Annotated in this window: 16 protein-coding genes and 1 other annotated feature; of the genes, 10 read left to right on the forward strand and 6 right to left on the reverse strand. The window is 36.6% G+C overall.

What is annotated here, in order from left to right:
* Nucleotides 1-131 precede the first annotated feature (131 nt).
* The 3 genes from AC07YC_RS21345 to AC07YC_RS21355 form a co-directional block, all read right to left on the reverse strand.
* On the reverse strand, nt 132-1,451 hold the full coding sequence (locus AC07YC_RS21345; protein WP_336637101.1) for a hemolysin family protein: 1,320 nt from the start codon (nt 1,449-1,451) through the stop codon (nt 132-134).
* A gap of 460 nt (nt 1,452-1,911) precedes the next feature.
* A complete protein-coding gene (locus AC07YC_RS21350; RefSeq protein WP_336637077.1) occupies nt 1,912-2,328 on the reverse strand; it encodes a hypothetical protein in 417 nt (138 codons plus the stop codon).
* A 171-nt stretch (nt 2,329-2,499) separates the two neighbouring features.
* Nucleotides 2,500-2,703, reverse strand: a complete 204-nt coding sequence (locus tag AC07YC_RS21355) for a YheE family protein (RefSeq protein WP_336637102.1) — start codon at nt 2,701-2,703, stop codon at nt 2,500-2,502.
* A gap of 189 nt (nt 2,704-2,892) precedes the next feature.
* Between AC07YC_RS21355 and AC07YC_RS21360 the strand changes: the two genes are divergently transcribed.
* The 4 genes from AC07YC_RS21360 (at nt 2,893) to AC07YC_RS21375 (ending at nt 6,221) form a co-directional block, all read left to right on the forward strand.
* The gene (locus tag AC07YC_RS21360) at nt 2,893-4,035 is read left to right on the forward strand and encodes a DUF445 domain-containing protein (RefSeq protein WP_336637078.1); all 1,143 of its coding nucleotides are present in this window, start codon (nt 2,893-2,895) and stop codon (nt 4,033-4,035) included.
* A gap of 16 nt (nt 4,036-4,051) precedes the next feature.
* A complete protein-coding gene (locus AC07YC_RS21365; RefSeq protein WP_336637079.1) occupies nt 4,052-4,399 on the forward strand; it encodes a YlbF family regulator in 348 nt (115 codons plus the stop codon).
* 130 nt (nt 4,400-4,529) lie between these two features.
* Nucleotides 4,530-5,192: a ribonuclease H family protein gene (locus AC07YC_RS21370; RefSeq protein WP_494920377.1), complete on the forward strand. Its 663-nt coding sequence runs from the start codon at nt 4,530-4,532 to the stop codon at nt 5,190-5,192.
* 120 nt (nt 5,193-5,312) lie between these two features.
* A complete protein-coding gene (locus tag AC07YC_RS21375; RefSeq protein WP_494920378.1) occupies nt 5,313-6,221 on the forward strand; it encodes a copper amine oxidase N-terminal domain-containing protein in 909 nt (302 codons plus the stop codon).
* A 46-nt stretch (nt 6,222-6,267) separates the two neighbouring features.
* Here AC07YC_RS21375 and AC07YC_RS21380 read toward each other — a convergent pair whose 3' ends face one another.
* On the reverse strand, nt 6,268-6,636 hold the full coding sequence (locus tag AC07YC_RS21380; RefSeq protein WP_008173382.1) for a hypothetical protein: 369 nt from the start codon (nt 6,634-6,636) through the stop codon (nt 6,268-6,270).
* Between the two features lie 176 nt (nt 6,637-6,812).
* Here AC07YC_RS21380 and AC07YC_RS21385 point away from each other — a divergent pair, with 176 nt between their 5' ends.
* Nucleotides 6,813-8,318 carry a coproporphyrinogen III oxidase gene (locus AC07YC_RS21385; protein WP_494920379.1) on the forward strand — a complete coding sequence of 502 codons (1,506 nt, stop codon included), beginning with the start codon at nt 6,813-6,815 and terminating at the stop codon, nt 8,316-8,318.
* 39 nt (nt 8,319-8,357) lie between these two features.
* Here the strand turns inward: AC07YC_RS21385 and AC07YC_RS21390 are convergent, their stop codons facing one another.
* Entirely contained in the window at nt 8,358-9,437 is a 1,080-nt protein-coding gene (locus AC07YC_RS21390) for a CdaR family transcriptional regulator (protein ID WP_494920380.1), read from the reverse strand.
* A 164-nt stretch (nt 9,438-9,601) separates the two neighbouring features.
* Here AC07YC_RS21390 and AC07YC_RS21395 point away from each other — a divergent pair, with 164 nt between their 5' ends.
* From AC07YC_RS21395 to AC07YC_RS21415, 5 genes are all read left to right on the forward strand, one after another.
* The gene (locus tag AC07YC_RS21395; RefSeq protein ID WP_494920381.1) at nt 9,602-10,741 is read left to right on the forward strand and encodes a glycerate kinase; all 1,140 of its coding nucleotides are present in this window, start codon (nt 9,602-9,604) and stop codon (nt 10,739-10,741) included.
* The gene (locus AC07YC_RS21400) at nt 10,742-12,088 is read left to right on the forward strand and encodes a GntP family permease (RefSeq protein WP_336637085.1); all 1,347 of its coding nucleotides are present in this window, start codon (nt 10,742-10,744) and stop codon (nt 12,086-12,088) included.
* A 71-nt stretch (nt 12,089-12,159) separates the two neighbouring features.
* Nucleotides 12,160-13,347, forward strand: a complete 1,188-nt coding sequence (locus tag AC07YC_RS21405) for an MBL fold metallo-hydrolase (protein WP_494920382.1) — start codon at nt 12,160-12,162, stop codon at nt 13,345-13,347.
* On the forward strand, nt 13,334-13,582 hold the full coding sequence (locus tag AC07YC_RS21410) for a DUF3006 domain-containing protein (protein WP_336637087.1): 249 nt from the start codon (nt 13,334-13,336) through the stop codon (nt 13,580-13,582). The genes AC07YC_RS21405 and AC07YC_RS21410 overlap by 14 nt, the downstream gene beginning before the upstream one ends.
* Before the next feature lie 174 nt (nt 13,583-13,756).
* Nucleotides 13,757-14,545 (forward strand): HAD family hydrolase, encoded by a 789-nt coding sequence (locus AC07YC_RS21415; protein WP_494920383.1) that lies wholly within the window; start codon nt 13,757-13,759, stop codon nt 14,543-14,545.
* A gap of 176 nt (nt 14,546-14,721) precedes the next feature.
* On the opposite strand, the gene serA is transcribed toward AC07YC_RS21415, so the two are convergent.
* Nucleotides 14,722-16,329, reverse strand: a complete 1,608-nt coding sequence (serA, locus tag AC07YC_RS21420; RefSeq protein WP_494920384.1) for a phosphoglycerate dehydrogenase — start codon at nt 16,327-16,329, stop codon at nt 14,722-14,724.
* Nucleotides 16,330-16,488: 159 nt separating this feature from the next.
* Nucleotides 16,489-16,728 (reverse strand) — a binding site (T-box leader).
* Between the last annotated feature and the right edge of the window lie 309 nt (nt 16,729-17,037).

Here is a 17,037-nt window from a genome sequence, read left to right on the forward strand (position 1 = left end):
TGTTTCCCCCTCGCAAAATTTTCGGACATTAGAAAACGACCCCCTTATTAAAAGGGAGTCGTTTATATCTATTATCACGGTATTAACTCCCACCTATATAAGGTGTGAGAAAAAGTCCATATTTATGAATCTTACTCAGTAACAGCGTCAAATTCATTTGATAAATCAATTTCAGGTAACTTCAGAACTTCTAAGTATAAAATATGGTGACCATCTAATTCTTTTGCAATAAATTCATAACCTTGCTCCTGAATGCTGTCTCCTTCGACTGCATCGAAGCGCTTTGTCATAAACCAACCACCGATAGTATCAATATCATCATCTTCTATGTCAGTACCTAGCATATCATTTACATTTTCAAGAAGCATTTTGGCATCTAAAATAAAATGATTATCTGCAATTTCTTGTACCTCTGGGATTTCATCTTCGTCGAATTCATCTTGAATATCGCCGACAATCTCCTCAATAATATCTTCGATCGTCACTAAACCAGATGTTCCGCCATATTCATCCATTAAAATGGCCATATGAATACGTTCACGTTGAATTTTGAGTAATAATTCGTTAATTTGCGTTGTTTCCATCACTCGAATGATCGGCTGCATATAGTCAATAACTGGTTTATCCCCATTTTTCGGGTCTTTAATGTAAGCGGTTAATAAATGCTTCATATTAACTAAACCAATAATATGGTCTTTATCGCCATCAATAATCGGATAACGAGTATATTGTTCAACACCCATTAAATCAAATACCTCTTTAATTGTCAGTTCTTTTTCAATGCCGACAATCTCTGTTCGAGGAACCATGATTTCCTTTGCAAGACGATCTGAGAACTCAAAAATACTATTTACATATTCATATTCTGCGTTATTAATCTCTCCACCCTTTAAACTATCCGATAAAATCATACGTAGTTCTTCCTCTGTATGAGCTACTTCTGATTCCGACATCATTTTTAAGCCGAAAAGGCCAGTTAAGCCACGGGCAGATCCGTTTAATAACTTTATGACTGGATACGTAATGTTGTGGAATAAAATTAATGGGCCAGAAAAGTTTAATGTGACAAGTTCTGCTTTTTGGATGGCTAATGTTTTTGGCGCCAATTCCCCAATAACAACATGCATAAACGTTACAATTGAGAATGCAAGTATAAATGAAAGGATAGATGTTATACTACCATTCAAATTTAGAAATTCAAACACTGGGTGCAAAATAATTTCGAATGTAGGCTCACCTAACCAACCTAAACCGAGTGCAGTGATGGTAATACCTAACTGACATGCAGATAAGTACTCATCTAAATCTGAAACAACACGTTTTGCATTTTTCGCCTTCTTATGCCCTTCTGCGAGCAATTGATCAATGCGGGTAGTTCTCACTTTAACGATTGCAAATTCTGTTGCAACGAAAAATCCTGTCATTATAATTAGTAGGGCGAATGCCGCCAACCTAATGGTTATCTCCAATATGTCTCCGTCCAAATAATTCCTTTGTTCCCGCCCAAATGAGGGAAGTAAACAAAGTGTACACCTCCTATGATTTAAAAAATTGTTGGATGTTTCAATAATAAATTATTTAAAAGAAAAACACAAATATTGACAACAACTTTTTATGTTCATATTCTATCCCTTTAAAAAGTAGCTAGATTCAAAAGCAAAGTGATTGTAAACGTGATTGCAATATGCTAACTTAATTGAGCAAAGATAGTTTGTTTAGGGAAAGAAGCAATTTGCATCTTATATAATACGACACGTCAAAAATCTCAAGAGTGCTTTTACTTGCGGATTTTTTTAAATGAATTATTTTTTATAGCTAAAGGAGAGACTCAATCATCATTTGAGACTTTCCTTTTTTGTGATAAAAAAAACTTAGAAGGAGCAGTCTTTGATGTGACTGCTCCTTCTAAGTTTATTCCTGTTGGAAACGTAATTTTAAACATGCCTTCTCTACATCATGAAAGGATTCTTTTAAAGGTAAATTATCCGTATATGGTGCTATAGATATTGGTGCTTTTTCTGTGATACCTTGCTGAGTCAAAATGTAATGTTTACCGTTATAAGTAAAGTACATTGTTTTAATTGATTTTTTACCAAAAGTGCTAGCAGACGAGTCAAAGAAACCTTTAAGTTGACTACAATATTCATTATAGAAATCGCCATTAATGCCAGAGATGGCTTCAAATTTTTTGTGATCTAATTTCCCAGCTTCATCAGCTAGTTCGAATATTTTCGCGGAAAATTCTGAAAAAAACTCTTTTACTTTTACACGTATTAATGCTTTTGAATGATAACTGTTTAAGTCATCTGAAAGCGTGACTTTACTCATTGAAATGGCCCCCTGCATAAAAAACATATACTATTAAATTGCTAACCCTAATGTATAAGAAATATATAGGAATTTCAACATGTATCAACATAATTAGCATAAAGGACGTGCTATATATAGTAAATATAGGTATTTTTATCGGGGAATTAAGCGAAAAAATTACTATATTTTTTAATCATACACATGGAATAGCATTAGCTCATGAATCATTTTTTTAACATCTTCTTCATTTGGTGGTGTTGGTCCTGTCCATTGAATAGTGCCGTCTTTTAAATATTCAGCAGAGAAGCGTTCACGCTGATAAAAAAATGAAACAGTCCATCCTGGAAGTTGAGTATTTTCAAATAATGGCTTAAAACTGAAATGTTGAATCATCATCCAACCTCATTTCTATAGTATGTAGTTCATATTATTCAAGGATAATGGTCATTTTGCAACTATTCACTTTTATACTGAAATCTAAAGGGGGTATTTCTTTCGTTGGAAATCATTGCTCTGCTATAATAAGTGCAGAAGGCGACAAAAAACGCCAATCGTGAATTCAACTGAAATGAGAGGATACTAATGGACAATTTTATAGTGACATTACTTTTTATGGCAATTATTGGCGCAGCAATCGGAGGCGTTACTAATCACCTAGCCATTAAAATGCTTTTTCGTCCACATAACGCAATATATATTAAAAACTGGCGCGTTCCATTTACACCTGGTCTTATTCCAAAACGACGCGATGAATTAGCAAAACAGCTAGGTCTTACCGTTGTAAATTATTTATTAACGCCTGAAACATTTAGAAAGAAATTTTTCTCGAAGGATATTCAGGAAAAGGTTGAACAGTTTGTGCAAACGAAAGTAGAGGAAACCATCTTTACAAACGATAAAACGATTCAAGATTGGTTAAATATTGCAGGGTTTGCTCATATGCCAGCTACGATTGAGCAGAAAGTTGAAGCGATTGTTGAGGGACAATTTGCATCAGTGAAGAATACACTATCAACAAAATCAATTCGTACACTGCTATCTTCAGATATGCAGGATACTCTTGATGCCAAGATTCCTGTAGCAGTCAGTCATATACTAGAAAAAGGCGAGGATTACTTTTTATCACCAGAAGGTGAAATGACAATTAAAGCTATGATTGATGATTTCTTATCATCAAAAGGATCATTTGGTGGTATGATCAATATGTTTTTAGGTGATTCATCGTCCCTTGTAGGAAAAGTTCAACGTGAGCTCGTCAAGTTTTTACAAGCTCCGGGTACGTCAACATTATTAACAAAAATATTTACACAAGAATGGGAAAAATTAAAAGATCGACCAGCGATGGACTTTTTACAAGACATGCAGTTTGATCCAATTTTATCGAAATTACAAATGTATGTAAAAGAGCAATTAGCTGTCGCTGAACGTTTAAATCAACCTATTTCTTATTATTGGCCTGAAGGAAATGAATGGATGAAAAATTCGGTCATCCCCCAGGCTATTGAAAAAGCTTTTGTCAAGGCAGAGGAAAAACTAGAGGATGTACTTACACGCTTAAATTTACAAGAAGTTGTTCGTGAGCAAGTTGACTCTTTCCCTGTAGAGAAATTAGAGGAACTTGTATTAGGTATTTCAAAACGTGAATTTAAAATGATTACCGTATTAGGTGCAGTTCTTGGTGGATTGATTGGAATTGTGCAAGGTTTAATTGTTTACTTTATTTAAAAAGGAGATTGTATAAATGGTTAATATTTATAATGACATTAATGCGCTAGAGGCAACTTTCCGTAAGACTCCAGAATTTGAGGCTTTACAAGCGGCAGTTGAAGTTGTAAAGAGTGATGAAGAGGCGTTAAATGTCTTTAAAAACTTCCGTAAAATTCAAATTGAATTACAAAAGAAACAATTAGCTGGAGAGGATATATTGGAGGATGAACTTGTTTATGCTCAAAAGGCATCACAGCTTGTGCAGCAAAATGAAAAGATTTCAGCTATGCTTGAGGCAGAAATGAAGTTAAGTAAAGTCATTGAAGAAGTGAATCGTATTTTAATAAAGCCAATTCAAGGCCTATATGAAGATATTCAATAAATCATCCATATCGTAAGGAATAATTGTCTGAGAAATTGCACATATACAAGTAAGAGGAAAACGTGTATCCGCTAACCGGAGCACGTTTTTACTTTATATACACCAGTCGATTGTATTGGAGGTTATAACTATGTATGTATTCATTGAATGGACCTATAAAACCCCGAAGGGAGCAACAACTGTTTTACGTTCTGAAGAAATGCCTGCAGCGCAAGCGCTATTACTAGCAGAGGATATGGAAAAGACCGGAAGAGTCAAGTCCATTCATTGTTTGGATCGTCAAGAAACGAGTTGGACCTTAAAAGAGCTAAAAGCCTATTTAAAAGAAATAGATACAGAGCCGCATAATATTATTGTCTATTTCGATGGAGGTTTTGATAGGGGGACAAGACAGGCAGGGCTTGGATGTGCTATTTACTATGAACAAAATGGTAAGCCCTATCGTTTAAGAAGAAATGCCTTTTCATCCGAGCTTAAATCTAATAATGAAGCAGAGTATGCTGCGCTTTATTTAGGCTTAGTGGAGCTAGAATTACTAAATGTCCATCATCTACCTGTCCAAATTAAAGGAGACTCCCAAGTAGTTATCAATCAATTAAATGGGGAGTGGGCAGCATTAGAAAAGGATCTAGTAGGTTGGGCAGATAAGATTGATGCCAAATTAGCACAGCTTACTATTCAACCGGACTATCAGCTAATCGCTCGCAAGGACAATTCAGAAGCAGATCGGCTTGCTACACAAGCATTAAAGGGTATTGATATTACAGGATTGAGCGAACTTGTAAAAGAATAAATGGAAAGAGGTGTCGGTAGTTACTGTCACCTCTTTTTAAAAATTCGCTATAGATAATGAAACTTTTTCCATGTTGAAACTACTACTCCTAAGAACCCAAACAATAAGGAGAGATATGTTATGTATATGAAAAAATTAGCACCAGCAGCTTTGTCTGCATTATTAATGGGAAGTGTTGTCATACCTGTTGCTTCGGCAAATGAGCAGAAGGATGAAGTTGAAATTCCACAAATCCAAATTGATCCAGTCCACATTTTCAATCAAACACATGGAACAGTTGAAGATATTCGTGTTGCTAAAGACATTACATATTACACTGTTAAAGACGGAGAGCAAACAAATGTACTAGAAATTACAAAAGATACGCCTGTGTATGATAATACGGGTAAAAAAGTGGAGCTTAAAGAAGGGGATAAAGTAGAGGCCTATACTTTTGCCAATAAACCACAAAAATATATCTATCCATCACAATTCAACCCAGAGATTGTCATTGTAGAGTCAAAAGAAGTTGGGTTTGTAGAAGTGGATTATTTCTTTGAGGATTTAACAAACACATATGATATTTTAAAATTAAATATTGGGAAAGAAACAGAGCTGCTCAATGCAAAAGGTGAAAAAGTAACGTCAAAAGAATTAGCGGAGAAGCATTTAGCTGTATTCTATACAGCATCCACTAAGAGTATTCCAGCACAAACAACACCTTCGAAAGTGATTGTTCTAGATGACAATTCGGAAAGTTCGTTGAATCCAGTAGATGAGGAAATTAATAAAATCATCGCCACAGATTTTTATATGGTAGAAGAAACAACAATGGTGCCATTACGTAAGATTGCAGAAAAGCTTGGCTTTAAAGTTGAATCAAAAGGTAAAACGGTTATCCTAACAAAGGGCAATGGATCTTATACAATCACACGTGGAGATAAAACGTTTGGTTATAACAAATCATTACGCACTTTGTCAGTGGCACCAACGCTAAAAGACACAAAAACTTATGTCCCAGTTGAGTTCATTGAAGAATTTTTGAAATAAATTTGAAACTAGTATGCCAACTTTTGTGGCATACTAGTTTTATTTTTTAAGAGACTATTCTGGAAGGATATCTTTTAGCAAATTGCTGCAGGCATTGCTTGAAAGAAACCGTACTCATAAAATTTTTAGCTAATATCATTTCATCTGAATACAATAAAAATTGCTGGAAGTGCTGTTTAACAAATGCCCTAGCTTTCTCGTAGTGCTTGTTGATAGAAATAGCTCCGTACATTTCTTGTTGGTCAATGATGTAGATAAAGTCACAGATTACATTATATGTTTCATATTTAAATAATACGGTGACATATAATGTTTTTTCATCACATCGCGCTAAGTCAAAATGGTGGAATGCTACTTCTACTTGATGAATAAAGCTCGAAATGGATGGACGATTACTATTTTTTAAAAGAAACACTATCAACACCACCTTTTGTAAGAAATTATAATGACAAAAAAATAGTTTGTCTATATGTATACTGAATATTCTGTTTTCTTGCTGTTTCTTACGGTTACTTTGCTTAAAGTCATAGAAATTTGTTAAACTTAAATCTGCAATATATATGGAATAAGAAAAGAAGAGAGCGAAACAATATGAAAATGATTCACATAGATCAAAAATATCCTGAGGATTGGATTCGCGTATTAAATCATATAGCGAATTTATTTTTTGAGGATTCCAAGCTGCGAGTGGAGCCGGAGCAAGCTGATATGTCGGTTTCATTTACGTACGACGTTGGAGAGAATTTTTCAATAACTACAAAAGCGATCTTGACTGTTGATGGACAACAATATACAAATGATTACAGCATCCAATACGAATCAGCTGCAACAGGTCGTGAGCTCAATATACGAATGAAACGAGCACTATCCCATGTATTCTTAGATGTTCTTGAGCAACATACAGGGGTACATCAGCAATGGGGGATTCTAACAGGGGTCCGTCCGACTAAGCTCTATCACAAGTTTAGAAAAGAAGGCAAAGGGGATCAAGAGATTGCTGAGCTATTAATGCGAGATTTTCGCCTGTCTAAGGAGAAGGTAGTACTTTTAAAGGATATCGTGGAACGACAATTAGTAACCATTCCAGATATTGACCAAATTGGGCAAGAGATTAGTGTATATATCGGCATTCCATTTTGTCCAACGAAATGTGCCTATTGTACGTTCCCAGCCTATGCAATCGGAAGTAATCGTAAGCAAGGTCGTGTGAATACATTTTTAGATGGCTTGCATATTGAATTACGTGAAATGGGAAAATGGCTCAAGGACAATAATAGGAAAATCACCTCTATTTATTGGGGAGGCGGTACACCGACTTCCATTGAAGCTGATGAAATGGATGCCTTATATCAAACGATGTATGAATCCTTCCCGAACCCTGAAACAATTCGAGAGGTTACCGTTGAAGCAGGAAGACCAGATACGATTACACCTGAAAAATTAGAAGTGCTTAAAAAATGGGGAATTGATCGTATCAGTGTAAATCCACAATCTTATACAGATGAAACGTTAAAGGCCATTGGTCGTCATCATACAGTTCAAGAAACAATTGATAAATTTTGGCTAGCTCGTGAATCAGGTATGAACAATATTAATATGGACCTCATTATTGGTTTACCAAATGAAGGTATTGAGGAATTCCAGCATTCGTTAGTGGAATCCGCTAAGATGCAGCCAGAATCATTAACTGTCCATACATTATCATTTAAACGAGCATCTGAAATGACTCGCAATAAAGATAAATATAAAGTAGCGGATCGTGATACGGTCGCTGAAATGATGCAAATGGCACAAGATTGGACAAAGGAAAATGACTATGTTCCCTATTATTTATATCGCCAAAAAAATATTTTAGGTAATCTCGAAAATGTCGGCTATAGTAAAGCTGGTGAAGAGAGTATTTACAATATTGTGATCATGGAAGAGGTACAGACAATCTTAGGGATTGGTTGTGGCGCATCTTCTAAATTTGTTCATCCTGAAACAGGAAAAATTACGCAATTCCATAACCCAAAAGATCCTGCTGCATATATTATGACCTTTGAAGAGGCTATTGGGAAAAAAATCGAGTTTTTAGATGAGCTATACAAACTATAAAATAAAGGCGATCTGAGTGATTCAGATTGCCTTTACTATTTATAGTGTTCGTAATGTACAGGCCATTTGCAAGATCACTGCATCTTCAAAATATTGTGGATCATAGCCAGTTAACTCTCTTATTTTATTTAATCGATAAGTAAGTGTGTGACGATGAATGTTTAGTTGCTGTGCACAAAGCTTTAACTGTAAATTACAATCAAAAAACGACTGTAATGTTTCCAGCTGTTTGGCATTGATATTTTTAAGGATTCGGTGATGAAAAGCTTGTACCTCCTCTGATTCACGATGTTTAAAAAGAGAAAATAACTCTACATCCTCAAAAAAGGTAATCTCGTTATGGACGTTAGCGAATTCAAGTGCTGTCCTAGCTCCCTGATAGCTATAAGGAAGTAGTGAAAGTTGCTGGACAACTGGACCAATACCAATTTGTAAGGAAGGTAGTTTTTGTTTTTTCTTTCTGAGAGCTTTTATGATAGATTGACGGCTTTGTTCCTGACAATGAGTTAGCAGTATATAATACTCCTGTAATTGGCTATGTCCAGCTAGAATGGGCTGCCTATAAAATAAATCCTCAAAAAAGAAGGGTATCGTATTTTCTAAATAAGATGTTTCATGTAAACTCACTAAAATAACTTGGAAGGGTGCTATTAGTGAGAATGGTAATTTCTGAATTCGTTTATTTAACGTAGCATCCAGCTTACTTCCATGAACGAGTGCCTCGAATATGTAGTCATTATTCTTCCGTTGCCACTCGCTTTTAGACTCAACGAGTGCTTGATGTGTCATGATCTCTGTCGTTAATTGAACAAGATTAGCGATTTCAAGCATGTCTTCTGAATCTCCAGTAATACCAATCACACCTACTACTTCATCCTGATACATAATAGGCATATTAATGCCTGGCTTTGTATTGGGATACAACTCTAAATTGTCTTCATTAATAATCAACGTATTTTTTGTTTGTGCTACAAAAACGGCACCTTCGTGAATATCCTCCACCCTCATCTTGTCTCCAGAGGCTAAAATAACACCAGTAGGGCTAATGACATTAATATTGTGACGTAAGCGCAACATTGTTTGATGTACGATATCTTCTGCTAATTTTTTGGTCAACATGTTTATACACCTCGGATAAAAAACGGTCTGTTATAGCACAGATAAATTGTACATTTATTATAATGTTTTCTGAATTTATTGTCATTATAATAATTTGTAAGCGCTTAACTTAGGAATTTAAAATTTACGTAAATGTCAATGGACGACATAAGTGGAGGTATTATATGAAAATCATTATTAGTCCAGATTCCTTCAAGGGTACTCTGTCAGCAGTTGAAGTAGCGAGATCCATGCAGAAAGGAATTCTGGATGCAGATCCATCAATAGAAACTATAATTCTACCAATTGCAGATGGTGGGGAAGGGACACTTGATTCGCTTATTGCCTCTACGAATGGTCAATATTTTTCAGTGGATGTATTAAATCCAATAGGAAGAGATATACAAGCACAATATGGTGTTTTGGGTGATAAAGAAACATGTGTAATTGAAATGGCTCAGGCATCTGGCATCATGCTGCTACAAGACAATGAAAAAAATCCTGAATTTGCTACAACGTATGGTACTGGCCAATTAATCAAGGCGGCTCTCGACCAAGGCTTTAGAAAATTTATTATCGGTATAGGTGGAAGTGCCACAAATGATGCAGGGATTGGCATGCTCAAGGCATTAGGTGTGCGATTCTTAAAGGAAGATGGCTCAGATTTAGAAGATGGAATTTCAAGTCTACTGAAGTTAACTGCAATCGATGTAAGTGGACTAGATGCTAGATTAACAGAAGCGATATTTACCATTGCCTGTGATGTGGATAATCCATTCATTGGTGAACGGGGAGCAACAGCTATATTTGGCCCTCAAAAAGGTGTGCGGGACGATCAAATCACACATTTTGATAACTGTTTAAAGCATTTTGCAGATATCGTCGAACAACAGTTTTCTATTCGATTGCATGACTATCAAGGAGCGGGAGCAGCAGGAGGATTGGGAGGCGCGTTAATCGCATTTTTAAAAGGGACATTTCATGCAGGAATTGATATCGTCATAGATGCTGTCCAGTTAAAGGATCATTTAGCAGCCGCACAGTTAGTAATAACTGGAGAGGGAAAATCGGATCTCCAAACATTACATGGCAAGGCTCCATTAGGGGTTGCGAAAGCCGCAGCGTTAGCACATATAGATGTAGCTTTATTATCGGGAGACATTGATAGTACGGCTAAGCCTGCACTTCAAAAGTATTTTAGCGTTGTAGAAACATTAGTAGATGAGGAGATTACTACTCAGCAAGCAATGCAAGAACCCGCTTATTTTATTCGGTTAAAAACTAAGAGGATTTTTGAGCTTTACATACAAAAGGGGGCTGACTAGATGTTGTTCATTATTATTTTAATCGGGGTATTGTTTGTTGTATTGGGCACGGCCAAATTAAAGCTACACCCATTTCTGGCATTATTAATGAGTGCCTTTTTCGTCGGGATTGCTTCAGGAATGCCATTACTAACAGTGGTAGAAAGTATTAACACTGGTTTCGGTGGTTTAATGACAAGCATTGGCTTAGTGATTATCGCTGGAACTATTATAGGGTTAATATTAGAGAAATCAGGCGCTGCCTATCGAATGGCAGAAGTAGTTTTACGAATCGTCGGCCCAAAACGTCCACAACTAGCGATGTCCTTAATTGGTTACATCGTATCCATCCCAGTATTTTGTGATTCGGGTTTTATTATTTTATCGAGTTTGCAAAAATCATTAGCTAAACGGGCTAACGTAACGATTGCATCAATGGCAGTAGCCTTAGCGACGGGTTTATTTGCGACACATGTATTAGTCCCACCCACACCAGGTCCCATCGCAGCAGCAGGAAATATTGGGGCAGCTGATTATTTAGGGACAGTTATTGTCATTGGTTTATTAGTAGCTATACCGGCTACATTTGTAGGCTATATGTGGTCCGTGAAAGTTGCAACCAAAATTCGAGTACCTGAAGATGAGGTAGAGGCATTAGACTATGAGGAAGTCATTAAATCCTTTGGCAAAATGCCTTCAACCTTTAAAGCCTTTTTACCAATCGTTCTCCCAATTGTCTTAATTGGTCTTGGTTCGATAGCATCGTTAGTAGGGGATCCCGAATCAACATTCAATACGATTTTTAAGTTTTTAGGTTCTCCAACGGTAGCTTTATTTTTAGGGGTGGCTGCTGCCTTTTTATTATTACCTGAAATTAGTGAAACGACCTTAACGGGTTGGATTGGAGAGAGTTTAAAAGAAGCCGCTCCTATTTTACTTATTACAGGAGCGGGCGGTTCATTTGGGACCGTTATTAAAAATGCTGGTGTTGGAGAAATGCTACAGGAAATGGATTTGGGGATGTTTGCATCAGGTACTTTATTCCTGCTAGTGCCGTTTATAGTAGCAGCTGCTTTAAAAACAGCTCAAGGATCTTCAACGACAGCGCTTGTTATTACTTCTACACTAGTAGCACCAATGCTCGTGACACTTGGTATTGAAGGCGCTATCCCGTTAGCATTAGTAGTAATGGCCATTGGAGCTGGTGCAATGACGGTTAGTCATGTGAACGACAGTTTCTTCTGGGTAATTACACAGTATAGTGGAATGGAAGTTACTCAAGCCTATAAGGCACAAACCGTTGCCACATTATTACAGGGTATTGTCACAATCATAATTACAATGGTTTTATGGTGGATATTTGTTTAAAGTACAGGGAGAGCTGCCCATGGTAAGCTCTCTTTTTTGTATAATAGAAAGATAGAAAGGAAGTTAGTCACATGAAAAAATTAATAGTAGTACTCCTTTGTATTTTTTTATTAGCAGGCTGTACAGAAGCAGTTAAGACGGAGCAAGTGCCTGTAACGGCTGGCCATGAGATGCGAGTTCATTTTATTGATGTGGGACAAGGGGATTCCATAATAATTGAATCGCCGAATGGGAAAACAATGCTTATAGACGGTGGTGTGAAAGGAGCAGGACAGCAGGTAGTTTCTTATTTAAAGGAACTTGGCGTGAACAAACTTGATCAGGTAGTGGCGACGCATCCCGATGCTGACCATATAGGTGGGCTCATTCCAGTGTTACAGACAATCCCTATTGAGCAATTTTATGATTCGGGCAAAGTACATACCTCTCAAACTTTTGAAGAAATGCTGATGGCGATTGATGAAAAAAACATACCTTATTATGTGCCGAAAACAGGGGACCTTATTGAATTTGATAAGGATGTAACGGTGAAGGTTTTAAATGCAAATGAACATGCAACGGATAATAACGATGCTTCGATTGTTTTAAAAGTGGTTTATGGCAACGTATCCTTTTTATTAACGGGAGATGCGGGCATAGCATTAGAAAAAGAAATGATGCAAAATGATGTGACAGCCACTATTCTGAAGGCTGGACATCATGGTTCTAATACAAGTAGCTCAGAAGAATTCATTCGTGCAGTGAAGCCAGAAGTCACTATATTAAGCTATGGTGAAGATAATAAATATGGACATCCTCATGCAGAAGTAGTGGATCGATTGCAAGCAATGGGCAGTAACATCTATGCTACTGCTGAATCAGGTACGATTATGGTGGCCACAAATGGGGTAAACTATAAGGTGAATGGAAAGGAAGCTTCCAGAGCGGTAGCTCCAAAAACTCCCTCCACTGTTTTACCTACCACAGCTGTTGAGATTGTCAGCAAAGATTTAGTGACAGAAATTGTAGGCATTAAAAATAATGGTCAACAAGCTGTTTCGTTAAACAATTGGCAGCTTATTTCTCTGGAAGGAAATCAAGTTTTTAATTTTCCTAATCTATCATTACAGCCTGGTAAAATCATGTATGTTACTAGCGGAGCTAATGCTCGTGAAGGCGATAATTATTTAAAATGGACTACTAAACAGATATGGCTAAACGATGGAGATGCTGCGCAATTACGGAATGAGAAAGGGGAACTTGTTAGTGAGCTCGACTAAATATACTTTAGATCGTATGGAAGACGGTTATGCTGTTTTTTTAAAGTATCCTGAGGAAGAAGAACAAATTATTATTTTACAGTCAGCTTTGAATAAGCCTGTCGTTGTTGGGGATCGTGTACAGATAGAAGAAATAGATGGCATTTACCATATTGAAATTTTAAGGGAAGAAACAGAACAAAAAAAAGCCGATATCCAGAATTTAATGAACCGTTTACGTCATAAACATCAATAAATAATAGATGACAAGCTGTGAGGAAGTTATCCCCAGCTTGTTTTTATGTTAAATCAGAAAAGACCTGTAGACGGATGGAATTTAAGGGGAATTGGACATAATTTGTTATCCTAAATATTTTGAAAATATGCTAAAATAATAGTATTAATCAGAAGCTAGGAGCGGACGGATAAAATGTCGATAAACACTATTATTTTTGATTTAGATGATACATTACTATGGGATAAAAAATCAGTAAAAACTGCTTTTGAAAAAACATGTGACTATGCTGCTACGATACATAATGTGAATTCTACTGAGCTAGAGGACGCAGTTCGTCAAGAGGCTCGTGTATTATACGAAGGCTATGAAACATACGACTATACCGTATTAATTGGCATTAATCCTTTCGAAGGACTATGGGGAACTTTTGATGATCCGACTGAATCTTTCCAAACCATGAAGGGACTTGTTCCGGGCTATCGTGCAGCAGCATGGACAAAAGGTTTAGCTGCTCTTGGTATAGAGGATGAAAAATTCGGAGCAGAACTAGGAGAACGCTTTGTAGCTGAGCGTAAGGCTGCTCCATATTTATATGGAGATACATTTCCTGTGTTAGACGAGTTGAAAGGGAAGTACAAGCTTGTTTTACTTACTAATGGCGCACCTAGTTTGCAAAATTTAAAGCTGGAAATTACGCCAGAATTAGCTCCTTACTTTGATCATATTATTATCTCGGGAGACTTTGGAAAAGGTAAGCCTGACGCTTCTATTTTTGAGCATGTAATGGAGAGCGTGGGCATTACAGCAGATGAGGCAATTATGGTTGGCGATAATCTCAATACTGATATTTTAGGCTCCTCTCGTGTAGGAATGCGAAATGTATGGATAAATCGCGAAAATAATAGGGCCAATGGAGCTGTGACACCTACGTATGAGGTAGCCTCTTTGACAGACTTATTACAAGTTGTGGAAAAACTTTAAAGAAATGTACTGCACCTTCATGGATGCAGTACATTTTTTTGATTGGAATACTTTATATTTTATGCCATGCGTATGAATGGAAAAGCTATCACCAATATGATGATGCTCACTAGTTACCCTTTAAAGAATATCCAAAAAAGCAGAGAGTAAAAACTCCCTGCCTTTCGTTTTGCTTATTATAAATTAATAGCTTTTACTTCATCAATATTTTCAAGCTGTGCCACAAATGCTAAATCTTCATCTGTTACAACATTATCTATCGTTAACATCATAACCGCTGTCCCACCAACTTGGGCACGACCAACTTGCATAGTGGCGATATTGATCTCCTTTTCTGCAAGTTTAGTGGCTACACGACCAATGGCACCTGGTTTGTCAGTGTTTTTAATATATAGAAGATGACCTTGTGGAATAACATCTACAACATAGTCCTCTACTTTGACGATACGTGCACCTAAGCCATTTAATAAGGTACCAGCTACGGTATGTGTTTCATTTGCAGTAATAATTTCAATCGTAATTAAACTTGTAAAGCCTTTAGCCGTTGTCGTTTTATGCTCGATAATTTTCATACCAATACGCTCAGACAGGTAACGAGCATTGACATCATTCACATGATTCCCGTGATTTTTAGCTAATAAACCTTTTAATGCATTTGAAGTTAATGGACGGACATCATAGTTTGCTACATCCCCAGCATAAGATAAGTTGATTTCTTTTATAGGCTCTGTTGTTACTTGTGATAAGAATGAACCAAGTTTTTCAGCTAATTCAAAGAAAGGCTCAACTTGGGCAAGAAGCTCTTTTGGAATAGATGGCATATTCACTGGATTTGTTACAGTACCTGTTTTATAAAATTTAATAATGTCATTTGATACATCAACAGCTACAGACTCTTGTGCTTCAATTGTAGATGCACCTAAGTGAGGTGTTGCAATTACTTGAGGTAAAGTAAGTAGCTTATGGTCTGTCGCTGGTTCAGATACGAATACATCCAGTGCAGCACCAGCTACTTTACCAGCTACAATAGCATCATACAAATCGTCCTCATTAATAATACCGCCACGTGCACAGTTAATGATACGTACACCATCTTTCATCATCGCAAACTTTTCTTTATTAATAAGATTACGTGTTTCAGGAAGAAGTGGTGTGTGTACAGTAATGAAATCGGCTGCTTCACAAATTTCTTCCACTGTCGCTTTTGTGACACCTAATTCTTTGGCACGCTCATCCGTTAGGAAAGGATCATATGCCATAACATTCATACGCTGACCTTTTGCACGGTAAGCTACTTCAACACCGATTCGACCAAAGCCTACAACCCCTAAAGTTTTGTTTTTTAGCTCTACTCCAACATAAGATTTACGGTCCCATTTCCCATTTTTTAATGTATTAAAAGCTTGTGGAATGTGACGTGCAAGTGATGTCATCATGGCGATTGTATGCTCAGCAGCTGAGTTTGTGTTGCCATCTGGAGCATTGACAACGATAATACCATGCTCAGTGGCGGCAGCAAGGTCAATATTATCGACACCTACACCAGCACGACCAATTAACTTTAAGCTTTTTGCAGCTTCAATTACTTCACGTGTCACAGTAGTTTGTGAACGAACAAGTAACACGTCTACATCTGCAATTTTAGCGATTAATTCTTCTGGTGCTAGGCCAGTGTCTACGATAATGTTTAAATCTAAATCTTGTTCTTGGCGTAATGGAAAAATCCCATCCTCACTTAGTGGGTCAGCGATAAATACGTTAATTGTTTTTGTGGCAGTAATCATTATAATTAGCTCCTTTTTAATAAATGTTAATGGTGGTTTTATCTACGATAGTCTGGAATTTGTAAAATTCTAACATCTTACAGCATGCAAACAATCTCCTTTCCGAATCGAAAGCAATATAAAAAGCCTTTCACGCCTTACAAACACAGTTATTGTGTTGTAAGGGGCGAAAGGCTGCATAAACTTGGTTCGCGGTACCACCCTTAATCACTGCTAGAAAAACTTATTCTTGCAGTCTTAGCAATATGCGTAACGTGCATGAGACGGATAAGCTTACTTAGATGGTTCAGCTTAACTATTCAGGAGTGGAACTATTATCGTAGAAATCACTGATTTGCACCAACCATCAGCTCTCTTTGGATTTTCTTTCGACTAGTGTGTCTCCGTCGTTATATTTTTTATGATTAAATTTGTTAACATCATAATCCCTATTGTTCACCTTTGTCAACGATATTTCTAAAAAACTAAAAAAACATTGACTTCGAAAGTCTGGAAAATACCAATACACGAACATTTTATGTATTATTATTAAACAATGTTCGTCTTTTGGGAGTGTACAATGAAAGCGTTAACGATATTTAAAAAGACTGATTGTATCAAGGTTCCATGAAGTTTATAGCGAAAATATTATATGGCAATTAATTGGGATTAATTAATTGTTCTATGTTAGAACTAGTTTGTTTTATGAAAGAAAACGAACATTTTACC

The organism is Lysinibacillus sp. GW247-5R2A (assembly GCF_059424475.1).

What these genes read in the sequence shown, in the direction of transcription:
- AC07YC_RS21350 (WP_336637077.1), bottom strand. Translation starts at nt 2,328, where the DNA reads ATGAGTAAAGTCACGCTTTCAGATGACTTAAACAGTTATCATTCAAAA.
- AC07YC_RS21355 (WP_336637102.1), bottom strand. Translation starts at nt 2,703, where the DNA reads ATGATTCAACATTTCAGTTTTAAGCCATTATTTGAAAATACTCAACTT.
- AC07YC_RS21360 (WP_336637078.1), top strand. Translation starts at nt 2,893, where the DNA reads ATGGACAATTTTATAGTGACATTACTTTTTATGGCAATTATTGGCGCA.
- AC07YC_RS21365 (WP_336637079.1), top strand. Translation starts at nt 4,052, where the DNA reads ATGGTTAATATTTATAATGACATTAATGCGCTAGAGGCAACTTTCCGT.
- AC07YC_RS21370 (WP_494920377.1), top strand. Translation starts at nt 4,530, where the DNA reads ATGTATGTATTCATTGAATGGACCTATAAAACCCCGAAGGGAGCAACA.
- AC07YC_RS21375 (WP_494920378.1), top strand. Translation starts at nt 5,313, where the DNA reads ATGTATATGAAAAAATTAGCACCAGCAGCTTTGTCTGCATTATTAATG.
- AC07YC_RS21385 (WP_494920379.1), top strand. Translation starts at nt 6,813, where the DNA reads ATGAAAATGATTCACATAGATCAAAAATATCCTGAGGATTGGATTCGC.
- AC07YC_RS21390 (WP_494920380.1), bottom strand. Translation starts at nt 9,437, where the DNA reads ATGTTGACCAAAAAATTAGCAGAAGATATCGTACATCAAACAATGTTG.
- AC07YC_RS21395 (WP_494920381.1), top strand. Translation starts at nt 9,602, where the DNA reads ATGAAAATCATTATTAGTCCAGATTCCTTCAAGGGTACTCTGTCAGCA.
- AC07YC_RS21400 (WP_336637085.1), top strand. Translation starts at nt 10,742, where the DNA reads ATGTTGTTCATTATTATTTTAATCGGGGTATTGTTTGTTGTATTGGGC.
- AC07YC_RS21405 (WP_494920382.1), top strand. Translation starts at nt 12,160, where the DNA reads ATGAAAAAATTAATAGTAGTACTCCTTTGTATTTTTTTATTAGCAGGC.
- AC07YC_RS21415 (WP_494920383.1), top strand. Translation starts at nt 13,757, where the DNA reads ATGTCGATAAACACTATTATTTTTGATTTAGATGATACATTACTATGG.
- serA (WP_494920384.1), bottom strand. Translation starts at nt 16,329, where the DNA reads ATGATTACTGCCACAAAAACAATTAACGTATTTATCGCTGACCCACTA.